Here is a 19,285-nt window from a genome sequence, read left to right as displayed (position 1 = left end):
TAATAAAAAGTTATTTCCGTAAAATTTTTTGAGCTATGAGGGCTCAAAATTTTCCAGAATAACTTTTTAACTTACACAGTTAGTGAGACACTACCATAAACGTTTTAAATCCATTGGCTTTAGCCCAACTTAAAATGAATGTTAAATAAAAAACGGAACCAAGGTCCCGTTTGTATAGCTGTATTTGTTGTTCTATTTATCCTGTGGAATAGGATTAAACTGCGAATTCTCAATCGTCAGCGTTTTTGTTGTAAGATCATAATGATCATTCATAGACATTACATGTACTGTTAAATTATCAATAGAAATCGGCTCTCCAAGGTTGATATTGGTAAGGTTGGTATCTTTGATAAACCTTCCGTCTACCAGAATAACAAGACCTGAACCTACAGCAGTCATTACATCATTATGAATGAAAAGTCCTGTATCTTCACCCAATCCGATTCCCAGCGTTCTCGGATTGTTGACAACCGCCTGGAAAAGACGCCCTATTCTTCCCCGCTGTACAAAATGAGTGTCAATAATAACATTATCGATTAGCCCCAATCCCTGAGTAGTTTTGATTTCTCCTTTCAATAAAGCTTCAGAACTGCTTCCCTGATAGATCATATTTTCAGAAGCTGCTGCAGCACCCGCAGAAGTTCCGGAATAAATAAAATCCTGTTCCTGGTATTTTAATAAAACCGTATCATGAAATCTTGTTCCTCCAAGAATAGAGGTCAGTCTCAGCTGATCTCCCCCAGTGAACATCATCACATCGGCAGCGTTGGCCCTCGCGACCATTGCATCAGAATTGGCTTCCTCACGGTTGTGGATGTCCAGAACATTTACATTTTTAGCTCCAAGAAATTCGAATGCTTTTTTGTACTCGGAACCTACGATCTGAGGGATTTGAGAGGCAGTGGTAACAATTTCAATGACAGAATTTTCCTTTAGTTTTGATTCGTTGATAATCTTTCGCAGGATCCCACGCTCAAAAAAATTAAGATTCTTTTCTATATTCTGATCATAATCGGTTTCAGCAAAACTTCCTTTGTTTACAGCGCCTCCGATAACTATTAATTTTCCAACAGGTTTCATCATTGTGCAAAATTAAAAAATAATTCACATTCTTTGGCCAATTTCATGCCATCTTTAGTTGATTTTTAATGTTTTAGGAATGTTAATTAAAATTAATTTTTTTTTAATGAATCTTTAAATGTGGTATAGTTTCGTTTAGGGTTTTACATTATCTTTGGCTATGAAAGGAGTTATTGTTAACTGTTAAAATGCCAATAGACTATGAAAATCGAAAAGATTCAGGCACTAAGAGGTCCTAACATCTGGAGCATCAGAAGAAAGAAGCTGATACAGATGAGGTTGGATTTAGAAGAAATGGAGAATTATCCTACCAACAAAATTGAGGGATTCCGGGAAAGGATTGAAAAATTAATCCCATCATTGATAACGCACCGATGCTCGGAAGGAGTGGAGGGAGGTTTTTTCCATAGAGTGGAAACAGGAACCTGGATGGGACATGTCATTGAGCATATCGCTTTGGAAATACAAACCCTGGCAGGAATGGATGTAGGGTTTGGAAGAACCCGTGAAACAAAAACTCCGGGAGTATATAATGTAGTATTCAATTATATCGAAGAAAATGCTGGGATCTTTGCTGCAGAAGAATCTGTGAAAATTGCAGAAGCACTGATTGAAGGAAAAGACTATGATTTGAATGCATGTATCCATAGATTAAAAGAAATCAGGGAACGCGTTCGTTTAGGACCTTCCACAGGAAGTATTGTAGAAGAAGCGGCATCCAGAAGAATCCCATGGATCAGGCTGGGCACAAACTCATTGGTACAGCTTGGTTATGGCGTGAACCAGCAAAGATTTCAGGCTACCATTACCGGGAACACCAGTTCTATTGCTGTTGATATCGCGTGTAATAAAGAATTAACAAAGAGAATGCTTCATGATGCAGCTATTCCCGTACCGATTGGAGATTTGGTAACAGATGAAGAAGGTTTACATGCGGTAATCAGGAAAATTGGATATCCCATTGTTTTAAAACCTCTGGATGGAAACCATGGAAAAGGTTCTTCCATTAATGTGAACGATTGGGATGCTGCTAAAATAGGCCTTGAACATGCTCAGAAATATTCAAGAAAAGTAATTGTTGAGAAATATATCACAGGTTACGACTTCCGTATACTGGTGATCAATAATAAAATGGTGGCCGCTGCAAGGAGAGTTCCTGCCCATGTTGTAGGCGATGGAGAACTGAACCTTCAGCAGCTTATTGAAAAAGAAAACAAAGACCCTAGAAGAGGCTATGGCCATGAAAATGTCCTTACTGAAATTGAAGTGGATAAAGACACTTTAGAATTACTGGATAAGCTTCAGTACACGCTGGAAACGGTTCCTCAAAGGGGAGAAGTGGTTTACCTGAAATCAACAGCCAATCTTTCAACCGGAGGAACGTCCATCGATGTAACAGATATGGTACACCCGGAAAATATCACAATGGCTGAAAGAATTTCTAAAATTATTGGATTGGATGTTTGCGGTATTGATGTGATGGCAGAAAACCTTACCCAGCCTTTAAAGGAAAGTGGCGGCGCCATTATTGAAGTCAATGCAGCACCTGGATTCAGAATGCATCTTGCTCCAAGTGAAGGACTGCCAAGAAACGTGGCTGCTCCGGTGGTTGATATGCTCTATCCTCAGGGGAAACCTTTTACCATTCCCATCATTGCAGTAACAGGAACCAATGGAAAAACAACCACAACAAGACTTATTTCCCATATTGTAAAAAGTAATGGCTACAGAGTAGGATTTACGACTTCGGACGGAATTTATATTCAAAATACCATGCTGTCAAAAGGAGATACTACAGGGCCGCTTTCTGCGGAATTTATTCTGAAAGATCCTACCGTAGAATTTGCAGTGCTGGAAACCGCAAGAGGCGGTATTTTACGTTCCGGACTTGGTTTTTCACAATGTGATATCGGAGTGCTTACAAATATTGAGGAAGATCACCTGGGAATGAACGATATTCACAGTTTAAAAGATCTTACCAAGGTAAAACGTGTTGTACTGGATAGTGTCAAAAAGAGCGGCTGGAGTGTGTTGAATGCGGATAATGAATACTCCATGAAGATTGTGAGTGATCTCGATTCTAATGTGGCTATTTTCAGTATGGATGAAAACAATCCTCATATTGTAAAATTTGCTAAAGAAGGAAAGATAACCTGTGTATATGAAGAAGGTTTTGTAACCATCAAAAAAGGTGACTGGAAAATCAGAATAGGAAAAGCCAAAGACTTCCCGATTACGATGGAAGGAAAGGCCAGGTTTATGATTGAAAACGTATTGGCAGCCAGTTTGGCAAGTTATCTTTACGGATTCGGGATTGAGGATATTTCCAATTCTTTGAGAACCTTTATTCCAAGTGCCCAGCTGACACCGGGAAGACTGAATGTTTTTAAATTCAAAAACTTTAAAGTTCTGATCGACTTTGCCCATAATCCTTCAGGATACGAAGCCATTGAAGATTATCTGAAAAACGTAGAATCTACAAAGAAAATCGGTATTATATCCGGTGTCGGAGACCGAAGAGACAATGATATCAGAGAATGTGGAAAAATTGCCGGAAGAATGTTTGATTATATTATCATCCGAAATGAGAAACATCTTCGTGGAAGAACCGAAGATGAAATCAACGGATTGATTATCGATGGTATTAATTCTGCAGGAAGAGATGTCAGTTATGAGATCATTCCTAAAGAAATTGAAGCCTTAAAACATGCGATAGGAATGGCAGAAGAAGGAACATTTATCACAGCTTTAAGTGATGTGATTTCCAATGCTATTGATCTGGTTCAGGAATATCAGGCCAAGGAGCTTTTGGAAGACGATAAAAACATATAAATACACCCTTATAAAACTTATTACAATTGCAATACGAAATGGAAAACGTATTGCAATTTTTTATCTATTGTTATTTTTTTGCTTACAGGAATCAATAACGATTATTTTTTTATGTTAAATCTCTTATTGGAGAATAATTTTTATATTTGATTTCTAAACTTAAATCAAAACCATGAAAAATTTAAAGAAAATCTCTAAAGAGAAATTAAGAAGTATCAACGGAAAAGGAGGATGCCCTCCAGGCTTTCATGATTGTCCAGTGCCATGGAATGAAAAGGTATGTATTCCCCATGACAATCAGATGGCATGTCCGGATTTATAAAAATTATCCCTCACTATGAGGGATTTTTTGTTACTGTATTTCAGGCTTTTTGAGTTTTCTTTTCACAATTATACTTTTTAATATAAAAGATCAATTCATAGAATATAACACAATAATAAAAAAACAAACCTCCGAAGAAATGTCGGAGGTTTGTTTTTTTATTTTATAAACGTTTAAAAAGGTATTGATCACAACAATGTAAATAGGGTGTTTTTCCTTCACTATTTTGGGAGTTACAAGTTTAATTTTGTTCAAAATAATAAAATGAAATCCATGAGAACAATCAATTACATCGTTATACATTGTACAGCAACACAGCCAGATGTTACAATAGAGAGCATTAAAAGGTATTGGAAGGAAAACCTGAAATGGAAAAATCCTGGTTATCACTATATGATAAAAGCTGATGGAAAAATAGTCAACACGTTGCCCATTGATCAGGTATCCAATGGCGTTGCAGGGTGGAATTCCCAAATAATCAATATATCATACATTGGAGGCATTGATAAAAGCAACCATCCAAAAGATACAAGAACGCAAGAGCAAAAAAAATCTATTGTCAAGCTGCTAAGAGAATTAAAATCAAGATTTCCTAAAGCTACAATTCAGGGACATAGAGATTTTCCAAATGTTCATAAAGCTTGCCCTAGTTTTGATGCGAAGAAAGAATATGTTGGTTTATAATTGAAGTATAGCAAGGCTGTTTCAAATGAAAATCCCCACTGTTAAAGTGGGGATTCGATTAAATATGTTTAAACTATTTCTTTGGTTTAATATATTCTTGCTTTTCCTTTTGTTTTTTATCTTCAAAAATTTTGACAAAATTTGTAATTGGTATTATTAATGGAGACATTCCAGCTTTAGCAGAAATAGTTGCCGCATTTTCTCTTATAAAAGGAAAAATCATAGCTGCCGCATTTATATTCGCAAATCTTTCAGCTACTAACAAGTCTTCTTCATTTTGTTCGTTAAAATCATCAATTTTAAATTGAGCTACATGCTTAGAATTATAAGTTATTTTATTACGATTACTTGCTTTTTTATTCAGAGAAAAATTAGCTTTATAAACGAACTCAACAATTAAATATTTTTTTCTACTAAATGCATGACTTATTTCTATCTCAGTAGTAAGTTCATATGTTTCTTCTAGATTTAAAACTCTATCTCGTTCAAATGAAGTGCTAGCTAGAATAATGTTTTGTAATTCTGTTTTCATGTTTTAAATTAAGCAGCAAATGCAAATTCGTCATTTAAATTATTTACAAGTTCTTTTTTATTGATATTTGCATTTTTTAAACTTAATGATTCTTTATAAATTACCTTTTCATTATATTTATTTGCAATTTTATCTATGATATTACATGTGTCTATTGTTACTGTTTTATACTTAGCAAAGTCCAAAGATTCTGAGATATTCAATGCTAGGTGACTAACTTTTTTACGGATCTCGACATTACAAACAGAAATTTCTTCTTTGATATTATCAAAAATAGATTCAAATCTAAATTGATATTTATTGTTCTTATCCATAACAGCTACCATTGATTTTGGGAATTCATTAACAAAAGATTCATATAATTCGTCAGAAATTTTTTCTACAAAATCTAAATCTAATGTATGGGAGTATAAAAGAACAAAATGAATATCTATATCAGAATTATACTCATACTTTGCCTTAAGATCATACTTGGATGTTAAAAATTTAATTTGATCTAGCAAAAAATTTGTTTGTTTTTTCATAATAATCTATTTAAACATTCTGTTATTTCAATACAGAGATCTTTTGACTCTTCACTTTGAGGTTCGCCTAATGATAAATTTCGATAGTCAGCAATTTGTCTATTATTCTTTAAAGTTGACAAATTAACAGTTAAAGCTTTCCTAGTACTTAAACCTGCTTTTTTAACTATTCTATTTATTGTTTCATTATGTGATTCTGCCGTTCTAAATAATTCCCTTATTTCTTTGTCAGATAGACTTTCAGTTACAGCAATAACGTGATTACATAATTGCATGCATGAATAGTAATAACAATGTATGCTAGAATTATGCATATCCTTGGATCTCAATATTTCACCAGAATTATAAGTATCCTTAGACTTACTCAAATAAGAATGTGACATTAATATTCAGTTAATTAGTTTTTATAAAATAAAAGTTGCACATGTTAATTAATTTTTATATGAACCTTTATTTCTGTTAGCAAAAATACACAATTTTTGTTCCGATGGTTCATTCATCCTTTAAAAAATATTGCAACATTGTTTGTCGCAACAAAACAACAATGAAAAATTATAATACTGTGGCATATCTTACACGGTTATTGATTTTATCTATATGTTGCAAAAACTATTGACAAGAAGGTATTCTCAGTCTCAAGTTTGCGACAGTCGTTGTTATTTTTTACAAAGCAATGAAAAAAATATAACTCCACCTTACGGTTATCCGTAATAGGGTAATAATAAAATTCAAAGTGCATGATGGAACAAATATCAAAGTTTGCCAAGGTACGGCAATACCGTTATCATACATATAAACTTGTATCATTTGTTTTTCGTCAGTTGAATTAATTGGAAATTTAAGCCAATACGTTTGATTTCTTTATTCCCATTCATCCAGACTTAAATTCTATTACATCACTTATTTTTATTTTCACTCGAATTTAATTAGAATTAAAATTAGTCAATTACGGTTTCCCGTAAGGGTACACCTGCAGTCTATCCGCATATTTACAATGTTTGTGAAAACACAGCGTACATGTCAATTTTTTTATCCTCCTTCTTGGGGGATTTTTTATGATTGGAGAGGACTTCAGGAGTAAAAAATAAAGAGGCTGTCTCAAAAGTGTCATTCTGAACGAAATGCAATGTATTGAAGAATATCAAATAATTGGTTACCCAAGAGATTCTTCCTTCGTCAGAAATCGAAGATTCGACGTAGTCATGACAAAAGCCAAATTATTGACTTTTGAGACAGCCTCTTATTTCTATAAGTTTTCCCAGGTTGTTTTTATGCTCTGCATTTTTTTAAGATAAAAATACAAAGGAATAAGTTCTAATCTGAGGGTAAAGCTGATTGATGGATACATAAACGGGATAATGGCCATCATAATAAGGCAAACAGCAATCCCGATAATGGCATCAGCTATGGCAGCCTGCGGCGCCCATTTTTGTTCAAACCAAAGTCCACAGGCAACAATACCTTTGAACAGAAACAATAAGCAGATCAAAAGTCCTGTCATTGAATACGGATGATTGGCATTCATTCCGTATAATGATAAAGAGACATGAGTCATCAGAGAGCCTGCCAATAAAAAGATAGCAGCCAGTGCTCCTCCGATTAAAAAGATCCATAAGAAAATTTTAATCCAGACAGGTAATAGATCTCTTCTCCGTGTTAAAGTGTGGTTTTCAAATTCTGCAAAAGCGGTTGGCTTTTCTTCCATGTTGTATTAGTTTTATCAGTTTTTTATCCGAAAAAAGCATTCGAACTACCAATCCAGATGGCGTCTTTTTTATTGAAGTGTACATTCACCATGGCGGCTTTAGTCATTCTTCCCAGATTTTCCAATAGGATAGGGCGTTCGTCATTTTCCCGCCAAATATACAACAAACGGATCTCTGCTTTTGAAAAATCTCCGTTGATATCTTCAAAAATGGGTTCATAATAGACTTTTCTCTGCAAAATATAGTTTTCCTTATCCTGAATAGAGTCGGTAATTTCTTTCGTAGGATTCAAATTAACTCCGCTTCCTGCGAATGAAAACAATGGTTTTAGTACAAAATTTTCAAGATTTTCATGCTCTGGGAATTCATGCAGAAAATAACTCTTTGGAACAAACTCATGCTTCAGTAAAGGCAAAAGGAATTTTGAAATTTTAAAGAACCAGTTTGGGTGGGTAATCCATTTTACATCCACTTCCTCGCGGAAATCAAATTCTGTATGCAGATCCGGAATATTATCCAGTTCGTCAAATATCACACGGTTGTAGATCCTTTTGATTTCGGTTAGCTTACCATTATTTTCATAATACAGTTTTCTACCCTGTTTTTTTACTTTCGTCAGACATACTGTTTTGATGCCTAGCAGTTTCTCGGTCAAAGCAAAATCAATAGCCGTTTTTTGTCTTTCCGGAAAGATTTCAAGCAGGATTACATTTTCAGGATGTTCATCACCTACAATCAGTTCCTTCAAATAGTTTTTAAAAGTTTCATGCGGCATAGGATTTCTGATCTCCGAAAGGAAAGGGTAGACTTCACAATACGTTTCCTCATATACTTTCTGAAAAGCATACAAAGAAGGAAATGCCTGAAGTTCTATCAGCTGAGGTTCTATTGCTCCGTCTTCACTTTTGCAGACTCCAAAATCTATGGTGAAAAAATGAGGTTGATGGGTATCATTGGGAACCCTGCAGTTTTCAGGAATGGCTTTTTGAAGGAGTTCTGCCGGCATTGCTTTAATCTGGCTGATGATACTTTCACTGGCGTCTATCAGTTTTTTCTCAAACTCTTTAGTCAGAAAAATAGGACTTTCTGAAACTCTGAAACCAGGTGCTGTTCCACCTTTTTCAGTCAGTATATTTTTGAGTTGATGGTATTTTTCATCTGAAAACTCCTGATTGAACTGTTTTCTGTATTCTGGGATCATATTTTTTTCTTTGTGATGGTAAAAAAACCGGACGTTTATGCCCAATTTGATTATCACAAAAGGCACAAAAGTTTTAGAATATAAAAGTTTACAATACACTTTTATAAAATACCTATTTAATCGGGAAATCTTTTATTTTCAAGAAAGCTTATGTGTTCTTCTCAACAGCTTTTATGATTGTAATACCCCAATCCCTTTTGTGACTTTTGTGGTTTGTATTGATTAAGCCAAAGATTCAGCTTTTTTCAAAATGGTTTTTTTTGCAAACTGAAGGAATCTCGGAAGGATCTGATGTCTGGTCAGAACGATTTTATCTTCATCGTCTATTCTGTCTATCGTTTCAAGATATTTTTCCATCCCGAAATTTTCGATCATGGCTTCCTTGTTCTTTTCATCCTTCAGGTTTTCGATCAGAGATTCAGGATTGGCTTCCGGATGAAACTGTGTTCCGAATATCTCCTCCGAAAAACGAACGGCCATTACCGCTCTTTCCAGGTTGATATGAGGACGGAATTTTTCAATCGCCATGATGGTCATTCCCAATTCTTGGAAACGCTCATGATCCGGTTCAATAAACTGGTAGGCTCTCGAATCTACCGCATAAAAAGGATCCTGAAGATTTTTGAATAAAAACTCCTCCTGGCCTTCCTCTGTTTTATGAACAGGCATTACTCCGAAGGAATAAGACTTTCTTTTGCAGATATTTCCCAGGTTCCAGTGAATACTTGCCAGCTGGAATGAATGGCAGATCAGGAAAAGGTACTTTTTATCTTCATGGTATTGATTATGCTCGAAAACAGCATCTAGGAAATGGGCAAATCTGTCTTCCCAGGCCAGACCTTCACGATGTGGATTGCCAGGCCCGCCTGAAGAAATGAAAATATCAAAGTCTTCTATTTCAGGTATTTCATCTTTATATCTTACATCAAACGTTTTGATCACCACATGTTCTTCAGAGTTCTGCTGAAATGTTTCGGAAATTTCTTTAATGTTTCTAAAACCTTGATTAACGTGATTGTTGTTCATGTCCAGCAGAGCAATTCGAATATCTTTCATTACATCATATTTTTTGCAAAGTTACCAAAATATTATGAAGCAGGTTCACCATGGGTGATGCCATACTCCGTTTCAGAGATCATATAATCAACCACTTTCGTCAGATCACCTGTTTCCTTAAAGATCTGAAGCTGCCGGTCTGCACCGGTTCCGTTTTCAAGGATTTTCCAGGCGTATTCCACTTCGTTACGACATCCCAAATCATCTACCACATCATCAATAAACTCTAAAAGCTCTTTCAATAAATGAGGATAAGGAACGGATTCTTCTTTCCCAAAATCGATGAGATGGGCTTCGATACCACTTTTGGAGGCACGCCATTTATTTTCGTTCAGCAGTAATCTTCTATAGCTTCTGAAGCTGAGGTTTTGCTGGTGCAGTTTATAGATTTTGGCAACAAGACTCTGCATGATGGCAGCAAGACAAACGGTTTCGTCAATTCTTAACGGCATGTCACAGATTCTGAATTCGATAGTTGGATAAAACGGATGTACGCGTAAATCCCACCATATTTTCTTGGCATTGTCGATGGTTCCTGTTTTTACCAGAAGATCTACATAGCTGTCAAATTCTGCCAGCGAGTTGAAATAACTTGGTATACCGGTTCTCGGGAATTTGACGAAAATTTCCTGTCTGTACGATTTAAAACCTGTATATCTTCCGATCCAGAAAGGGGAGTTGGTAGAAAGGGCATAGACGTGAGGAAGGAAATATCTCATCACATTCTGAATTCTGACACCTTCTTCACGATTAGGAATTCCAATATGAACATGCAGTCCGAAAATAAGATTTTCACGGGCCACATCTCCCATATCATCCACGATTTTAATGTATCTTTCTCCCTGAGTGATATTGTTTTCAGACCAGTGAGAGAATGGGTGAGTACCACCTCCGGAAACACGAAGTCCCTGTTCATGGGCGATATTGATGAGGTGACGCCTTAAATTCGTTAATTCAGTTCTGGCTTCCTGAATATTCTGGCAGATTCCTGTTTCCATTTCAATCATGGATTCGTGCATTTCGTGCTTTAAGTTTTCACTTAAAACCGCTTTGCCGCCTTCAATGATTTTTGAAACGTGAGAAACCAGATCTCTGCTTTCCACATCGATGATCTGATATTCTTCTTCAATTCCAATAGTAAACTGATGATGCATTTATTTTGTGTTTTTTAATTCTGTTTCAATATTATTTTATGGAATCTTTCACGAAGGTTCCCCAGGCAATATTAGGTTTCCCCGGAACATATTCTTTAGCTTTTTCAATAGCCAGTTTGGCAGCATGTTCTATGATCCATGCAAAGTTTTCTTCTCCTACAGAATTGCGGTCTGCATCAGGAGCCGGGTTGCAGAAATCAATCGCATAAGGAATACCGTCTCTTACAGCAAATTCCACGGTGTTGAAATCGTATCCTAAAGCTTGATTCATTTTAATCGTATAATCATGAATAGTCTTCAGTAATTTTTCAAGTTCTTCACCTTGGGTCTGATGCGTGGTGGCGTATCTCAAGTGAGGTGCATTTCTCGGCTCATACGGCATGATGTGGACATATTTTTGGCCCAGACAGTACACTCTGTAATAATCGTCAAAGATAATTTCTTCCTGTACCATCATCACCAGCTGCTCGGTTTCTCCCAGTTTGTTCCAAAGATCATCCGGATTTTCTACTCTGTATACATTTTTCCAGCCGCCGCCATCATGAGGCTTCATATAGGCAGGAAACCCTACATAATTGAAGATATATTCCCAGTCATGAGGAAATTTCAGGTTCCTGAATGAAGTTTCTGAAGTATTGTCCGGTCTTTCGTGTGATGGAAGTAAAACCGTTTTAGGAAGTGGAATTCCCAGTTTGGACATCAGGGCATTGTTGAAAAACTTCTCATCAGCACTCCACCAGAACGGATTGTTGATGACATAAGTGCCGTTAAGGGCAGCATTTTTTAAATAAGCTCTGTAAAAGGGAACGTCCTGTGAAATTCTGTCGATGATCACTGCATAACCATAATCTGCACCCTGTTCCAGTTTATCAATAGTAACGGGTTCAGCGATGATATCGCCACCTCCCATTTCATTTACTTTTTCTATAAATGCCCAGGGAAACGTGTCTTCCATACCGAAAAGAATTCCTACTTTTTTTGTCATAATTTTTGTTTTTAAGGTGGGTGTATATTTTTTCTATTTGTCTTTTTTTATTGTTTTTAAGAGAAAAATGCTCCTATGAAGGTAGGGAAGACCATTCTCCATAGCGGCCAGTCGTGACCTATCCATTTTCTTTCATCGTACCAGAAATCTATGCCTTTTATCCTGAGGATTTCAGCCATTTCAACATTTTTATCCCTGCAGATATCCTGATCAGAAGTGCTCAGTACAATATGCATGTGTTTATACTTCCAGGCTTCATCATTCCGTACAAACTCTCTCGGACAGTTGAAGTATACCAGATCATCAGAGTAGCCATCCATAAAATTCCTTATACTGAAGGCGCCGGAAAGACAAAACAGATGAGAAACCAAATCCGGAAATCTGAAAGCAAAATTAGCGGCATGATAGCCTCCGAAACTGGCTCCGGCCACTGCTACACGATGTGTTTTATGAAGTTTCTGGATATAAGGCACAAATTCCTGAAGCAGGAACTGTACATACCGTTCATAATTTCTTATTCTTTGCTGAGGAGAGATTTTTTCATCATAAAAACTCCAGCTGTCGATGGTCTGTACATTGTAAAGCTTTACCTTTCCCTGTTCTATAAACCAGTTGATGCTTCCGTTAAGGTGAAAATCATGATTCTGGGTATATTGTCCCTGGGAAGTTGGGAACATAATGATAGGATGGCCGTAATGCCCGGTCACTTCTACTTTGAGACTTGTTCCCAATATATTTGAATAATACTCTGTATGTTCTATGTGAGGCATTTTCCTTGTTTAGTTTTAATTTAGGTTTTATAGTAATTCATAAAATTCAATTCCTCCAAGTTGATCTTTTTCTAAAATATCCAGTACGAGTGTTCCTAATTTCGGATGTTCGAGGATTATATTTTCTTTAAAGATCCATTTTGATCCTGGTGTATTGGCATGAGTTGAGTCAACGAACTGATAATATGCTTTGCTGTGCCATTTTCCGGGACTTATGTTCTCTAAATTACATTTTAGGATGGAATCTTCGGGTAGGCTGTATATTATGAATTCAATAACATTTTGAATGTCAATGTCAAGTTTCATTGTTAAGAACTCAATTTATTACCTTTCGGAGGCAGAATGTTCAGCATATCCGCATGAATCATTTCAGCAGCAGAATCCAGCCTGTCCTGTACAACAGAGGCGTCTCCGGATTTATAGACAATTCCGACATGATAGTCTATCGGAAGAAATTTGACAACTTCTTCGCATTCAAAGCTGCTGTAATCCGGTTCTTTATCTTTAATCAGGGCAACGATCAGACCTGAATAATAGCCTGTGGGGGGAGAAACGCTGTAATCATTTCCTCTAAGAAGAGCATCTTCAATTTTGGCCCATTCTCTCCAGATATTGATTCCGCTTGACGCTTCAACCAGGTCCGGAATATGAGCACCGCCAACCCTGGATGAGGTTTCAAGGAAGTACCATTTTCCGTCTTCTTTTCCACGGATAAATTCTGTATGGGTGGCTCCGTTGACAAGTCCGAAATTGGAAAGAACTCTGGAATTTATATCTTCCAGTGCTTTAAACTCTTCGGAATATCTTCCTAATGTTTTGGATCTGAAAACACCGCCTTCATGAGAAACCTGCATAGGAGGAGCAAGATATTTTGAGGCAGAAGTGAATATTGTTTTTTTGTTAAAAGTAAGACTGTCCACATGGTAAACATCTCCGGGTTTAAAACTTTCCAGTAAAAAAAGATGGCGTTCTTCTCCCAGTATTTCCAGTGCTTCAAGAAGCTGTTCTTTGGAGGTTATTTTCTTAATGCCCGATGCGGATGCTTCAGACCTTGGTTTCAGTACCCATGGAGCAGGTACGCGGTCTGTAAATTCATCCACTTCGTTATCATTGAACACAGCGGTAAATTCAGGAACGCTGATCCCGGAATCCTTTGCTTTTTGCCTCATGGCAAGTTTATCTCTGAAATAGCGGTGGGTAGTCTGTCCCATTCCGGGAATCCGGAAGGTCTCTCTGATTAACGCTGCTTTTTCTACATCATAATCATCCAAAGCCACCACAGCATCTACTTTTCTGGTCTTCATCAGGTGGGAAAATCCCTGAATCAGGTGCTCCAGATTCCATACGGAAGGCTTTAGCTCGGGCATATAGAATGTTTCATCAATCGCATGCCAGGGCCAGTTTTTTTCTTTGAGGTTTTCGGAGGTTACAAGGATGATTTTATTGCCGAGCTTCTTCATTTCGTCCATAAAATCATAGCCTTTGTAATAGCACGAAATACACACAATAGTTTTCTTCTCCATATAATGTTTTTTAAGATTTAGTGAATTTTCAAAAATAAAAGCATTTGTGTGTTATTTTATTAATATTAAAAAATAAAATATGATGCGTTTTTGAAAATCCACTAATCAATTATACAGAGTTTTTTTGTAAAAAACTAATTTTTAGTGATAATTTTCAATTAAATTCACCAGGAGCTGAACACCGAAACCTGTTGCTGCTTTTTCTTTTGCATAAGCCACACTTCCAAAGGCTACTCCGGCAATATCTAAATGAGCCCATTTTGGGTGGTTCTCAATGAATTGCTCTAAAAATTTTGCTGCAATAATACAGTCTCCCACAGGCTTTAGAGAGATGTTTTTTGTATCCGCTACATCAGACTGGATATCATCTTTCCAGACATCCCATAAAGGAAGATTCCAAACCCTCTGATTGGTCTGGTCACCGGTTTTGATTAAGTTGTTTTTCAGCTCCTCATTATTGGAGAACATAGCAGCACAGGTATCTCCGAACATTCTCACTGAGCTTCCCGTTAAGGTAGCCAGGTCAATAAGGAAATCAGTTTTGTAGTTTTTAGAAAGATAAGACAAACCATCTGCAAGAATTAATCTGCCTTCTGCGTCAGTATCAAGTACTTCAATCGTTTTCCCGTTGTAGGCTGTGATCACATCACTTGGAAGCAGAGCCTTTTCTGAAACAGCATTATCAGTAATAGGAAGAACAGCGACGATGTTTACCGGAAGCTGCATTTCTGCGGCATAGATTAACGTTCCCAAAACAGCCGTTGCTCCGCCCATGTCAGATTTCATATAATGCAGGTTGGCAGAGCTTTTTATTGATATTCCTCCGGTGTCAAACAGAATACATTTTCCTACTAATCCGAAAGTCTTGGCATTTTTTACTGTCGTTTTATATTCTAAAATAGTGAAGGCTGCATCGTAAGCACTTCCTTGGTTCACAGAAAGATAAGCGCCTAATCCAAGCTCTTCACATTTCTTTCTGTTAAAAGCAGTATATTTTAAGTCATATTTTTTAGCCAGATTTTTAAGGTATGCGCTTAAGATATCCGGTTTTTTAAGATTGGCTGGTTTGTTGAGCCAGTCCTGGCAGGCAGTCTGCCCGTTAACCAATGCTTCTGCTTTCTGGCTGATATGGTCTAATTTTTTCTGGCTTAAATTTTCAAAGTGCAATTCAAATTTCGTATTCCAGAAAGCGTGTTTTTTATCAAAAGGGTAGTTGTAAGTTCCTGTTAAAAGTCCTTTTACAAACTCTTCGAACTGCTTTTCATTCAGGAAGTCAGCAAGGGCTAATGTAGGTACGGCCAGAAGTTTTTCTTTCTGTGTCTGTGAAAATTTAGCCGCCACCTGCTGAATCTCGAAATTTTGTAAGGCAGATTTTCCTAATCCAATGAAATACGTAATTCCTTCTTCATGAGCATTGACAAAAACTTCATATTTTTTTCCGGTGAAAAAATTGGAAATGTTTTTGTTGAAATTTTTACTGGTTTTCGTCCATTCTTCTTCCGTAAACAGTTGGAAAACCTGAGTGTAATTTTTGTTTTTTTTATTGATTAGTTTCATAAATAGATGTTATAATTTCTAAATTCATAAAGAGTGCGCCTTCACTTTGTTCCTGTCCGGCTTACATTTTCTGCGGCAGTTTTTATGCATTTAGTTTCTGATGCTTTTTTGTTGTGGTTTTACTTCTACAGGATTTTCTGTGTTGTCATAGAACAGCCATTCTATAGCCCTTGGGAACTCCTGAGACCAGTAAAACTCATTGTGGGTGCCTTCAGGATTGATATTGGTTTTAAATTCAAAATCAAAAAGCTTTTTCTCTTCCCATCTTTTCAGATATTCTTCAAAAATATGAATTCTTTTGACCATTTTAGAACCTTCCTGGCCGCCGCCGTAAAGATAGATCTTCGTTTTAAACGGAACCCGGAAATTCATCATCGGAAAGTTGTTATTGGGTTCTACCCATAGAGAAGGTGAGAATATCAATAGTTTGGAGTACACTTCAGGATAAAGAAATCCACTGTATATACTGATCAATGCTCCCAATGAACTGCCCCCGATTCCAGTGTTGTCGCGGTCTTTTTTAGTTCTGTAATTTTCGTCCACATAAGGTTTTAAAGTGTCGGCAATAAAGCGGATGTACTTTTTTCCTTCGGAACCGTTGGCTACATGATCATTATCAAAAATATATTCTTTGATTCTTTCCTCGCTGCCATGTTCTATCGCAATGATGATAAGATCACCACGTCCGTATTCTGCAAGGATAGACAGTTTTTTATCGATTTCCCAGTTTCCGAAACCGCTTCCTTCATTGAAAAGATTTTGTGCATCCTGAAGGTATAAAACAGGATATCGTTTATCTGTCGTGTGATAATCATAAGGAAGGAGTGCCCAAACCTTGCGGTAACGGTCAAGCTGCGGAATGTAAAAATTTTCGGAAATAACCTCTGCTACAGGATAATATTCTTCTTTGAACGGTCCCCAGTTCAATCTCCATTTTTCTACGGAATCGGACGTTTTACCGGCAGATTTTTTCGCTTTCCGGTTGGGTGTGATATTTCCATATTGATCCAGTTCTACGTTTTCCCAGCCTCCTTTTGTGAACTTGTATTCAATATCATCAGGAAGAAGCTGATCTTCGATTTCTATAAAATAACCGGAAGGATCAATTTGTTTAAGCTGGAAATTATAATCTTTGGGATTCCAGCTATTGAAATTTCCGGTGATAAATACCGGCCTGTCATCTATTTCTGCTGTATAAAGTTCAAACCTCATCATAGGTGTTTAATAATATTGATGTTAAATTTATAAAAAAAGATTGTTTTGAAATCATAAAAATGTGAGTTAAAAAATGATATATTTGATAGATAGACAAAACATGAAATGATGTTGATAATTATTTGATGAATAATTCATCGCTATTGTCAGTATTTTTCGTAGTTTCAGGGAAAATATAAATATAAACTGATCTTGATGAATTCTGTTAAGACCTACACGCTTTTCACCGATCATGATGTGTATCTTTTTAAAGAAGGTAGGCACTATAAGCTGTATGGTAAATTTGGAGCACATTCTGCAGAAAAAGAAGGCGTAAAAGGCGTATATTTTTCGGTTTGGGCTCCTAACGCAAAGAAAGTTTCCGTGATCGGAAATTTTAACAACTGGAATCATAAAGATCATATTTTGTTTCCACGATGGGATGAATCAGGGATTTGGGAAGGATTTATTGAAGGATTAACCTGGGGAACATTATATAAATATGCTATTGAAACCCAAGGAGGCGAAATTCTTGAAAAAAGTGATCCTTATGCATTGAGCTGGGAACAGAATATTCAGGCAGCTTCTCTGGTTTCTACAACCTGGTACGAATGGAATGATCAGGAATGGATGGATAACCGCTGGAAAAAAAACAGGCTGGAAGCTCCGCTATCGGTATATGAATTACATCTGGGTTCCTGGGTAAGGGAAGAAGATCAGCCTCAACGTTTTTTAAACTATAGGGATATTGTGAAAAAGCTCGTTCCTTATATCAAAGAAATGGGGTTTACCCATGTAGAATTCATGCCCGTGATGGAATATCCTTACGAGCCGAGCTGGGGATATCAGATTACCGGGTTTTATGCAGCAACCTCGCGCTTTGGCTCACCACAGGATCTCATGTTTCTTATTGATGAACTTCATAACAATGACATAGGCGTTATTCTGGATTGGGTTCCGTCCCATTTTCCGGGAGATGCCAATGGGCTTCACCGTTTTGACGGCTCTTGTCTGTATGAACACGAAGATCCTAGAAAAGGGTTTCATCCGGACTGGAAATCGCATATTTTTAATTACGGAAGAAATGAGGTTAAATCGTTTCTGATTTCAAATGCCATGTTCTGGCTGGATCGCTATCATGCTGACGGATTGCGCGTGGATGCCGTGACTTCAATGCTTCATCTGGATTATTCAAGAAATGAAGGGGAGTGGGAACCTAATATATATGGAACCAATGTGAACCTTGAAGCGAAAGCCTTTCTACAGGAATTTAATACAGCTGTCTACAAAGAATTTGGAGATAATATCATCACCATCGCAGAAGAAAGTTCAGATTTTCCCATGCTTACAAAACCTGTTCATGACGGCGGTGTAGGATTCGGGATGAAATGGATGATGGGATGGATGCATGATACGCTGGATTATTTCAAAGAAGATTTTATTAACCGTAAATTTCATCATCATAAACTGACCTTCGCTTCCATGTATATGTATAATGAAAATTATATGATGCCTTTGTCACACGATGAAGTCGTACACGGAAAAGCAAGTCTTATTTATAAAATGAAAGGGGATGAATGGCAGAAATTTGCCAATCTCCGTACCTTATATGTTTATATGTATACCCATCCCGGAGCCAAGCTGCTTTTTATGGGCGATGAATTCGGGCAGACCAGTGAATGGAATTTTACAAGAAGCCTCGATTGGCATTTGCTGAAATACCCTGTTCATAAAGGGATGCAGGAAATGGTGAAGGAACTGAACCATTTGTACCGGTCAGAAACTGCCTTTTATGAAAATCAGTTTGATAGAAATGGTTTTGAATGGGTGGAAGCAGATGATTTGGAAAACTCAGTATATGTATATCTCAGAAAAGGAAAAAAGAAAGATGATGTCCTGATGGTAGCTTTAAACCTGGCACCGAATGTATTGGATTATAAAATAGGGATTCCTGCTGGCACCCACTGGGAGGTTGTTTTGAATTCAGATGATGAAAAGTACAGTGGAAGCGGAGTAGAACCTGAAATCCTGGGAGAGAAGTATGAAGAATGGAGAAATTATCCAAAAACAATGACCGTGAAGCTGCCGCCGTTGGCCGGAATAGTTTTACGTCAGAAAAAAGATAAAAAATATAAATTACACAGAATTAAACATAAGAGATAAAG

18 protein-coding genes are annotated in these 19,285 nt (G+C 36.9%); 4 read left to right on the top strand and 14 right to left on the bottom strand.

Annotated features, from left to right (window positions below):
* Window positions 1–192: 192 nt before the first annotated feature.
* Complete coding sequence (locus tag DEU40_RS13530; RefSeq protein WP_002979057.1) at window positions 193–1,080, bottom strand: cyanophycinase; 888 nt, start codon at window positions 1,078–1,080, stop codon at window positions 193–195.
* 201 nt (window positions 1,081–1,281) lie between these two features.
* Between DEU40_RS13530 and cphA the strand changes: the two genes are divergently transcribed.
* From cphA to DEU40_RS13520, 3 genes are all read left to right on the top strand, one after another.
* Complete coding sequence (cphA, locus tag DEU40_RS13525) at window positions 1,282–3,912, top strand: cyanophycin synthetase (RefSeq protein ID WP_110010312.1); 2,631 nt, start codon at window positions 1,282–1,284, stop codon at window positions 3,910–3,912.
* A 172-nt stretch (window positions 3,913–4,084) separates the two neighbouring features.
* Window positions 4,085–4,234, top strand: a complete 150-nt coding sequence (locus tag DEU40_RS22460; protein WP_181397966.1) for a bacteriocin-like protein — start codon at window positions 4,085–4,087, stop codon at window positions 4,232–4,234.
* A 273-nt stretch (window positions 4,235–4,507) separates the two neighbouring features.
* Window positions 4,508–4,918 (top strand): N-acetylmuramoyl-L-alanine amidase, encoded by a 411-nt coding sequence (locus DEU40_RS13520; protein WP_228406513.1) that lies wholly within the window; start codon window positions 4,508–4,510, stop codon window positions 4,916–4,918.
* Window positions 4,919–4,991: 73 nt separating this feature from the next.
* Here the strand turns inward: DEU40_RS13520 and DEU40_RS13515 are convergent, their stop codons facing one another.
* The 13 genes from DEU40_RS13515 to DEU40_RS13455 form a co-directional block, all read right to left on the bottom strand.
* Window positions 4,992–5,450, bottom strand: a complete 459-nt coding sequence (locus DEU40_RS13515; RefSeq protein ID WP_110010310.1) for a protein-export chaperone SecB — start codon at window positions 5,448–5,450, stop codon at window positions 4,992–4,994.
* An 8-nt stretch (window positions 5,451–5,458) separates the two neighbouring features.
* Entirely contained in the window at window positions 5,459–5,974 is a 516-nt protein-coding gene (locus DEU40_RS13510) for a hypothetical protein (protein WP_110010309.1), read from the bottom strand.
* Entirely contained in the window at window positions 5,971–6,357 is a 387-nt protein-coding gene (locus DEU40_RS13505; RefSeq protein ID WP_146207854.1) for a hypothetical protein, read from the bottom strand. The genes DEU40_RS13510 and DEU40_RS13505 overlap by 4 nt, the downstream gene beginning before the upstream one ends.
* A gap of 863 nt (window positions 6,358–7,220) precedes the next feature.
* Window positions 7,221–7,679, bottom strand: coding sequence for a hypothetical protein (locus tag DEU40_RS13500; protein WP_110010307.1), 459 nt, complete (start codon window positions 7,677–7,679; stop codon window positions 7,221–7,223).
* A 23-nt stretch (window positions 7,680–7,702) separates the two neighbouring features.
* A complete protein-coding gene (locus DEU40_RS13495; RefSeq protein ID WP_110010306.1) occupies window positions 7,703–8,881 on the bottom strand; it encodes a hypothetical protein in 1,179 nt (392 codons plus the stop codon).
* A gap of 222 nt (window positions 8,882–9,103) precedes the next feature.
* Window positions 9,104–9,937, bottom strand: coding sequence for a type 1 glutamine amidotransferase (locus DEU40_RS13490; protein WP_110010305.1), 834 nt, complete (start codon window positions 9,935–9,937; stop codon window positions 9,104–9,106).
* Between the two features lie 32 nt (window positions 9,938–9,969).
* Entirely contained in the window at window positions 9,970–11,091 is a 1,122-nt protein-coding gene (locus DEU40_RS13485) for a carboxylate-amine ligase (RefSeq protein WP_110010304.1), read from the bottom strand.
* A gap of 31 nt (window positions 11,092–11,122) precedes the next feature.
* Window positions 11,123–12,076 (bottom strand): RimK family alpha-L-glutamate ligase, encoded by a 954-nt coding sequence (locus DEU40_RS13480; protein WP_062675074.1) that lies wholly within the window; start codon window positions 12,074–12,076, stop codon window positions 11,123–11,125.
* A gap of 56 nt (window positions 12,077–12,132) precedes the next feature.
* Window positions 12,133–12,846 carry an alpha/beta hydrolase-fold protein gene (locus DEU40_RS13475; protein WP_110010303.1) on the bottom strand — a complete coding sequence of 238 codons (714 nt, stop codon included), beginning with the start codon at window positions 12,844–12,846 and terminating at the stop codon, window positions 12,133–12,135.
* A gap of 27 nt (window positions 12,847–12,873) precedes the next feature.
* A complete protein-coding gene (locus DEU40_RS13470; protein WP_110010302.1) occupies window positions 12,874–13,152 on the bottom strand; it encodes a hypothetical protein in 279 nt (92 codons plus the stop codon).
* A gap of 2 nt (window positions 13,153–13,154) precedes the next feature.
* Entirely contained in the window at window positions 13,155–14,369 is a 1,215-nt protein-coding gene (locus DEU40_RS13465; RefSeq protein ID WP_110010301.1) for an acetyl-CoA carboxylase biotin carboxylase subunit family protein, read from the bottom strand.
* A gap of 141 nt (window positions 14,370–14,510) precedes the next feature.
* Complete coding sequence (locus tag DEU40_RS13460) at window positions 14,511–15,926, bottom strand: leucyl aminopeptidase family protein (protein ID WP_110010300.1); 1,416 nt, start codon at window positions 15,924–15,926, stop codon at window positions 14,511–14,513.
* A 90-nt stretch (window positions 15,927–16,016) separates the two neighbouring features.
* Window positions 16,017–17,138, bottom strand: a complete 1,122-nt coding sequence (locus DEU40_RS13455) for an alpha/beta hydrolase (RefSeq protein WP_110010299.1) — start codon at window positions 17,136–17,138, stop codon at window positions 16,017–16,019.
* Between the two features lie 198 nt (window positions 17,139–17,336).
* On the opposite strand from DEU40_RS13455, the gene glgB reads away from it, so the two are divergent.
* The gene (glgB, locus tag DEU40_RS13450; RefSeq protein WP_181397965.1) at window positions 17,337–19,283 is read left to right on the top strand and encodes a 1,4-alpha-glucan branching protein GlgB; all 1,947 of its coding nucleotides are present in this window, start codon (window positions 17,337–17,339) and stop codon (window positions 19,281–19,283) included.
* Window positions 19,284–19,285: the final 2 nt, after the last annotated feature.

Origin of the sequence: Chryseobacterium sp. AG844 (assembly GCF_003182335.1) — a bacterium.
Lineage (GTDB): Bacteria > Bacteroidota > Bacteroidia > Flavobacteriales > Weeksellaceae > Chryseobacterium > Chryseobacterium cupriresistens.
The sequence above is the reverse complement of the archived record's forward strand: the minus strand, read 5'-3'. Positions and strand labels throughout refer to the sequence as shown.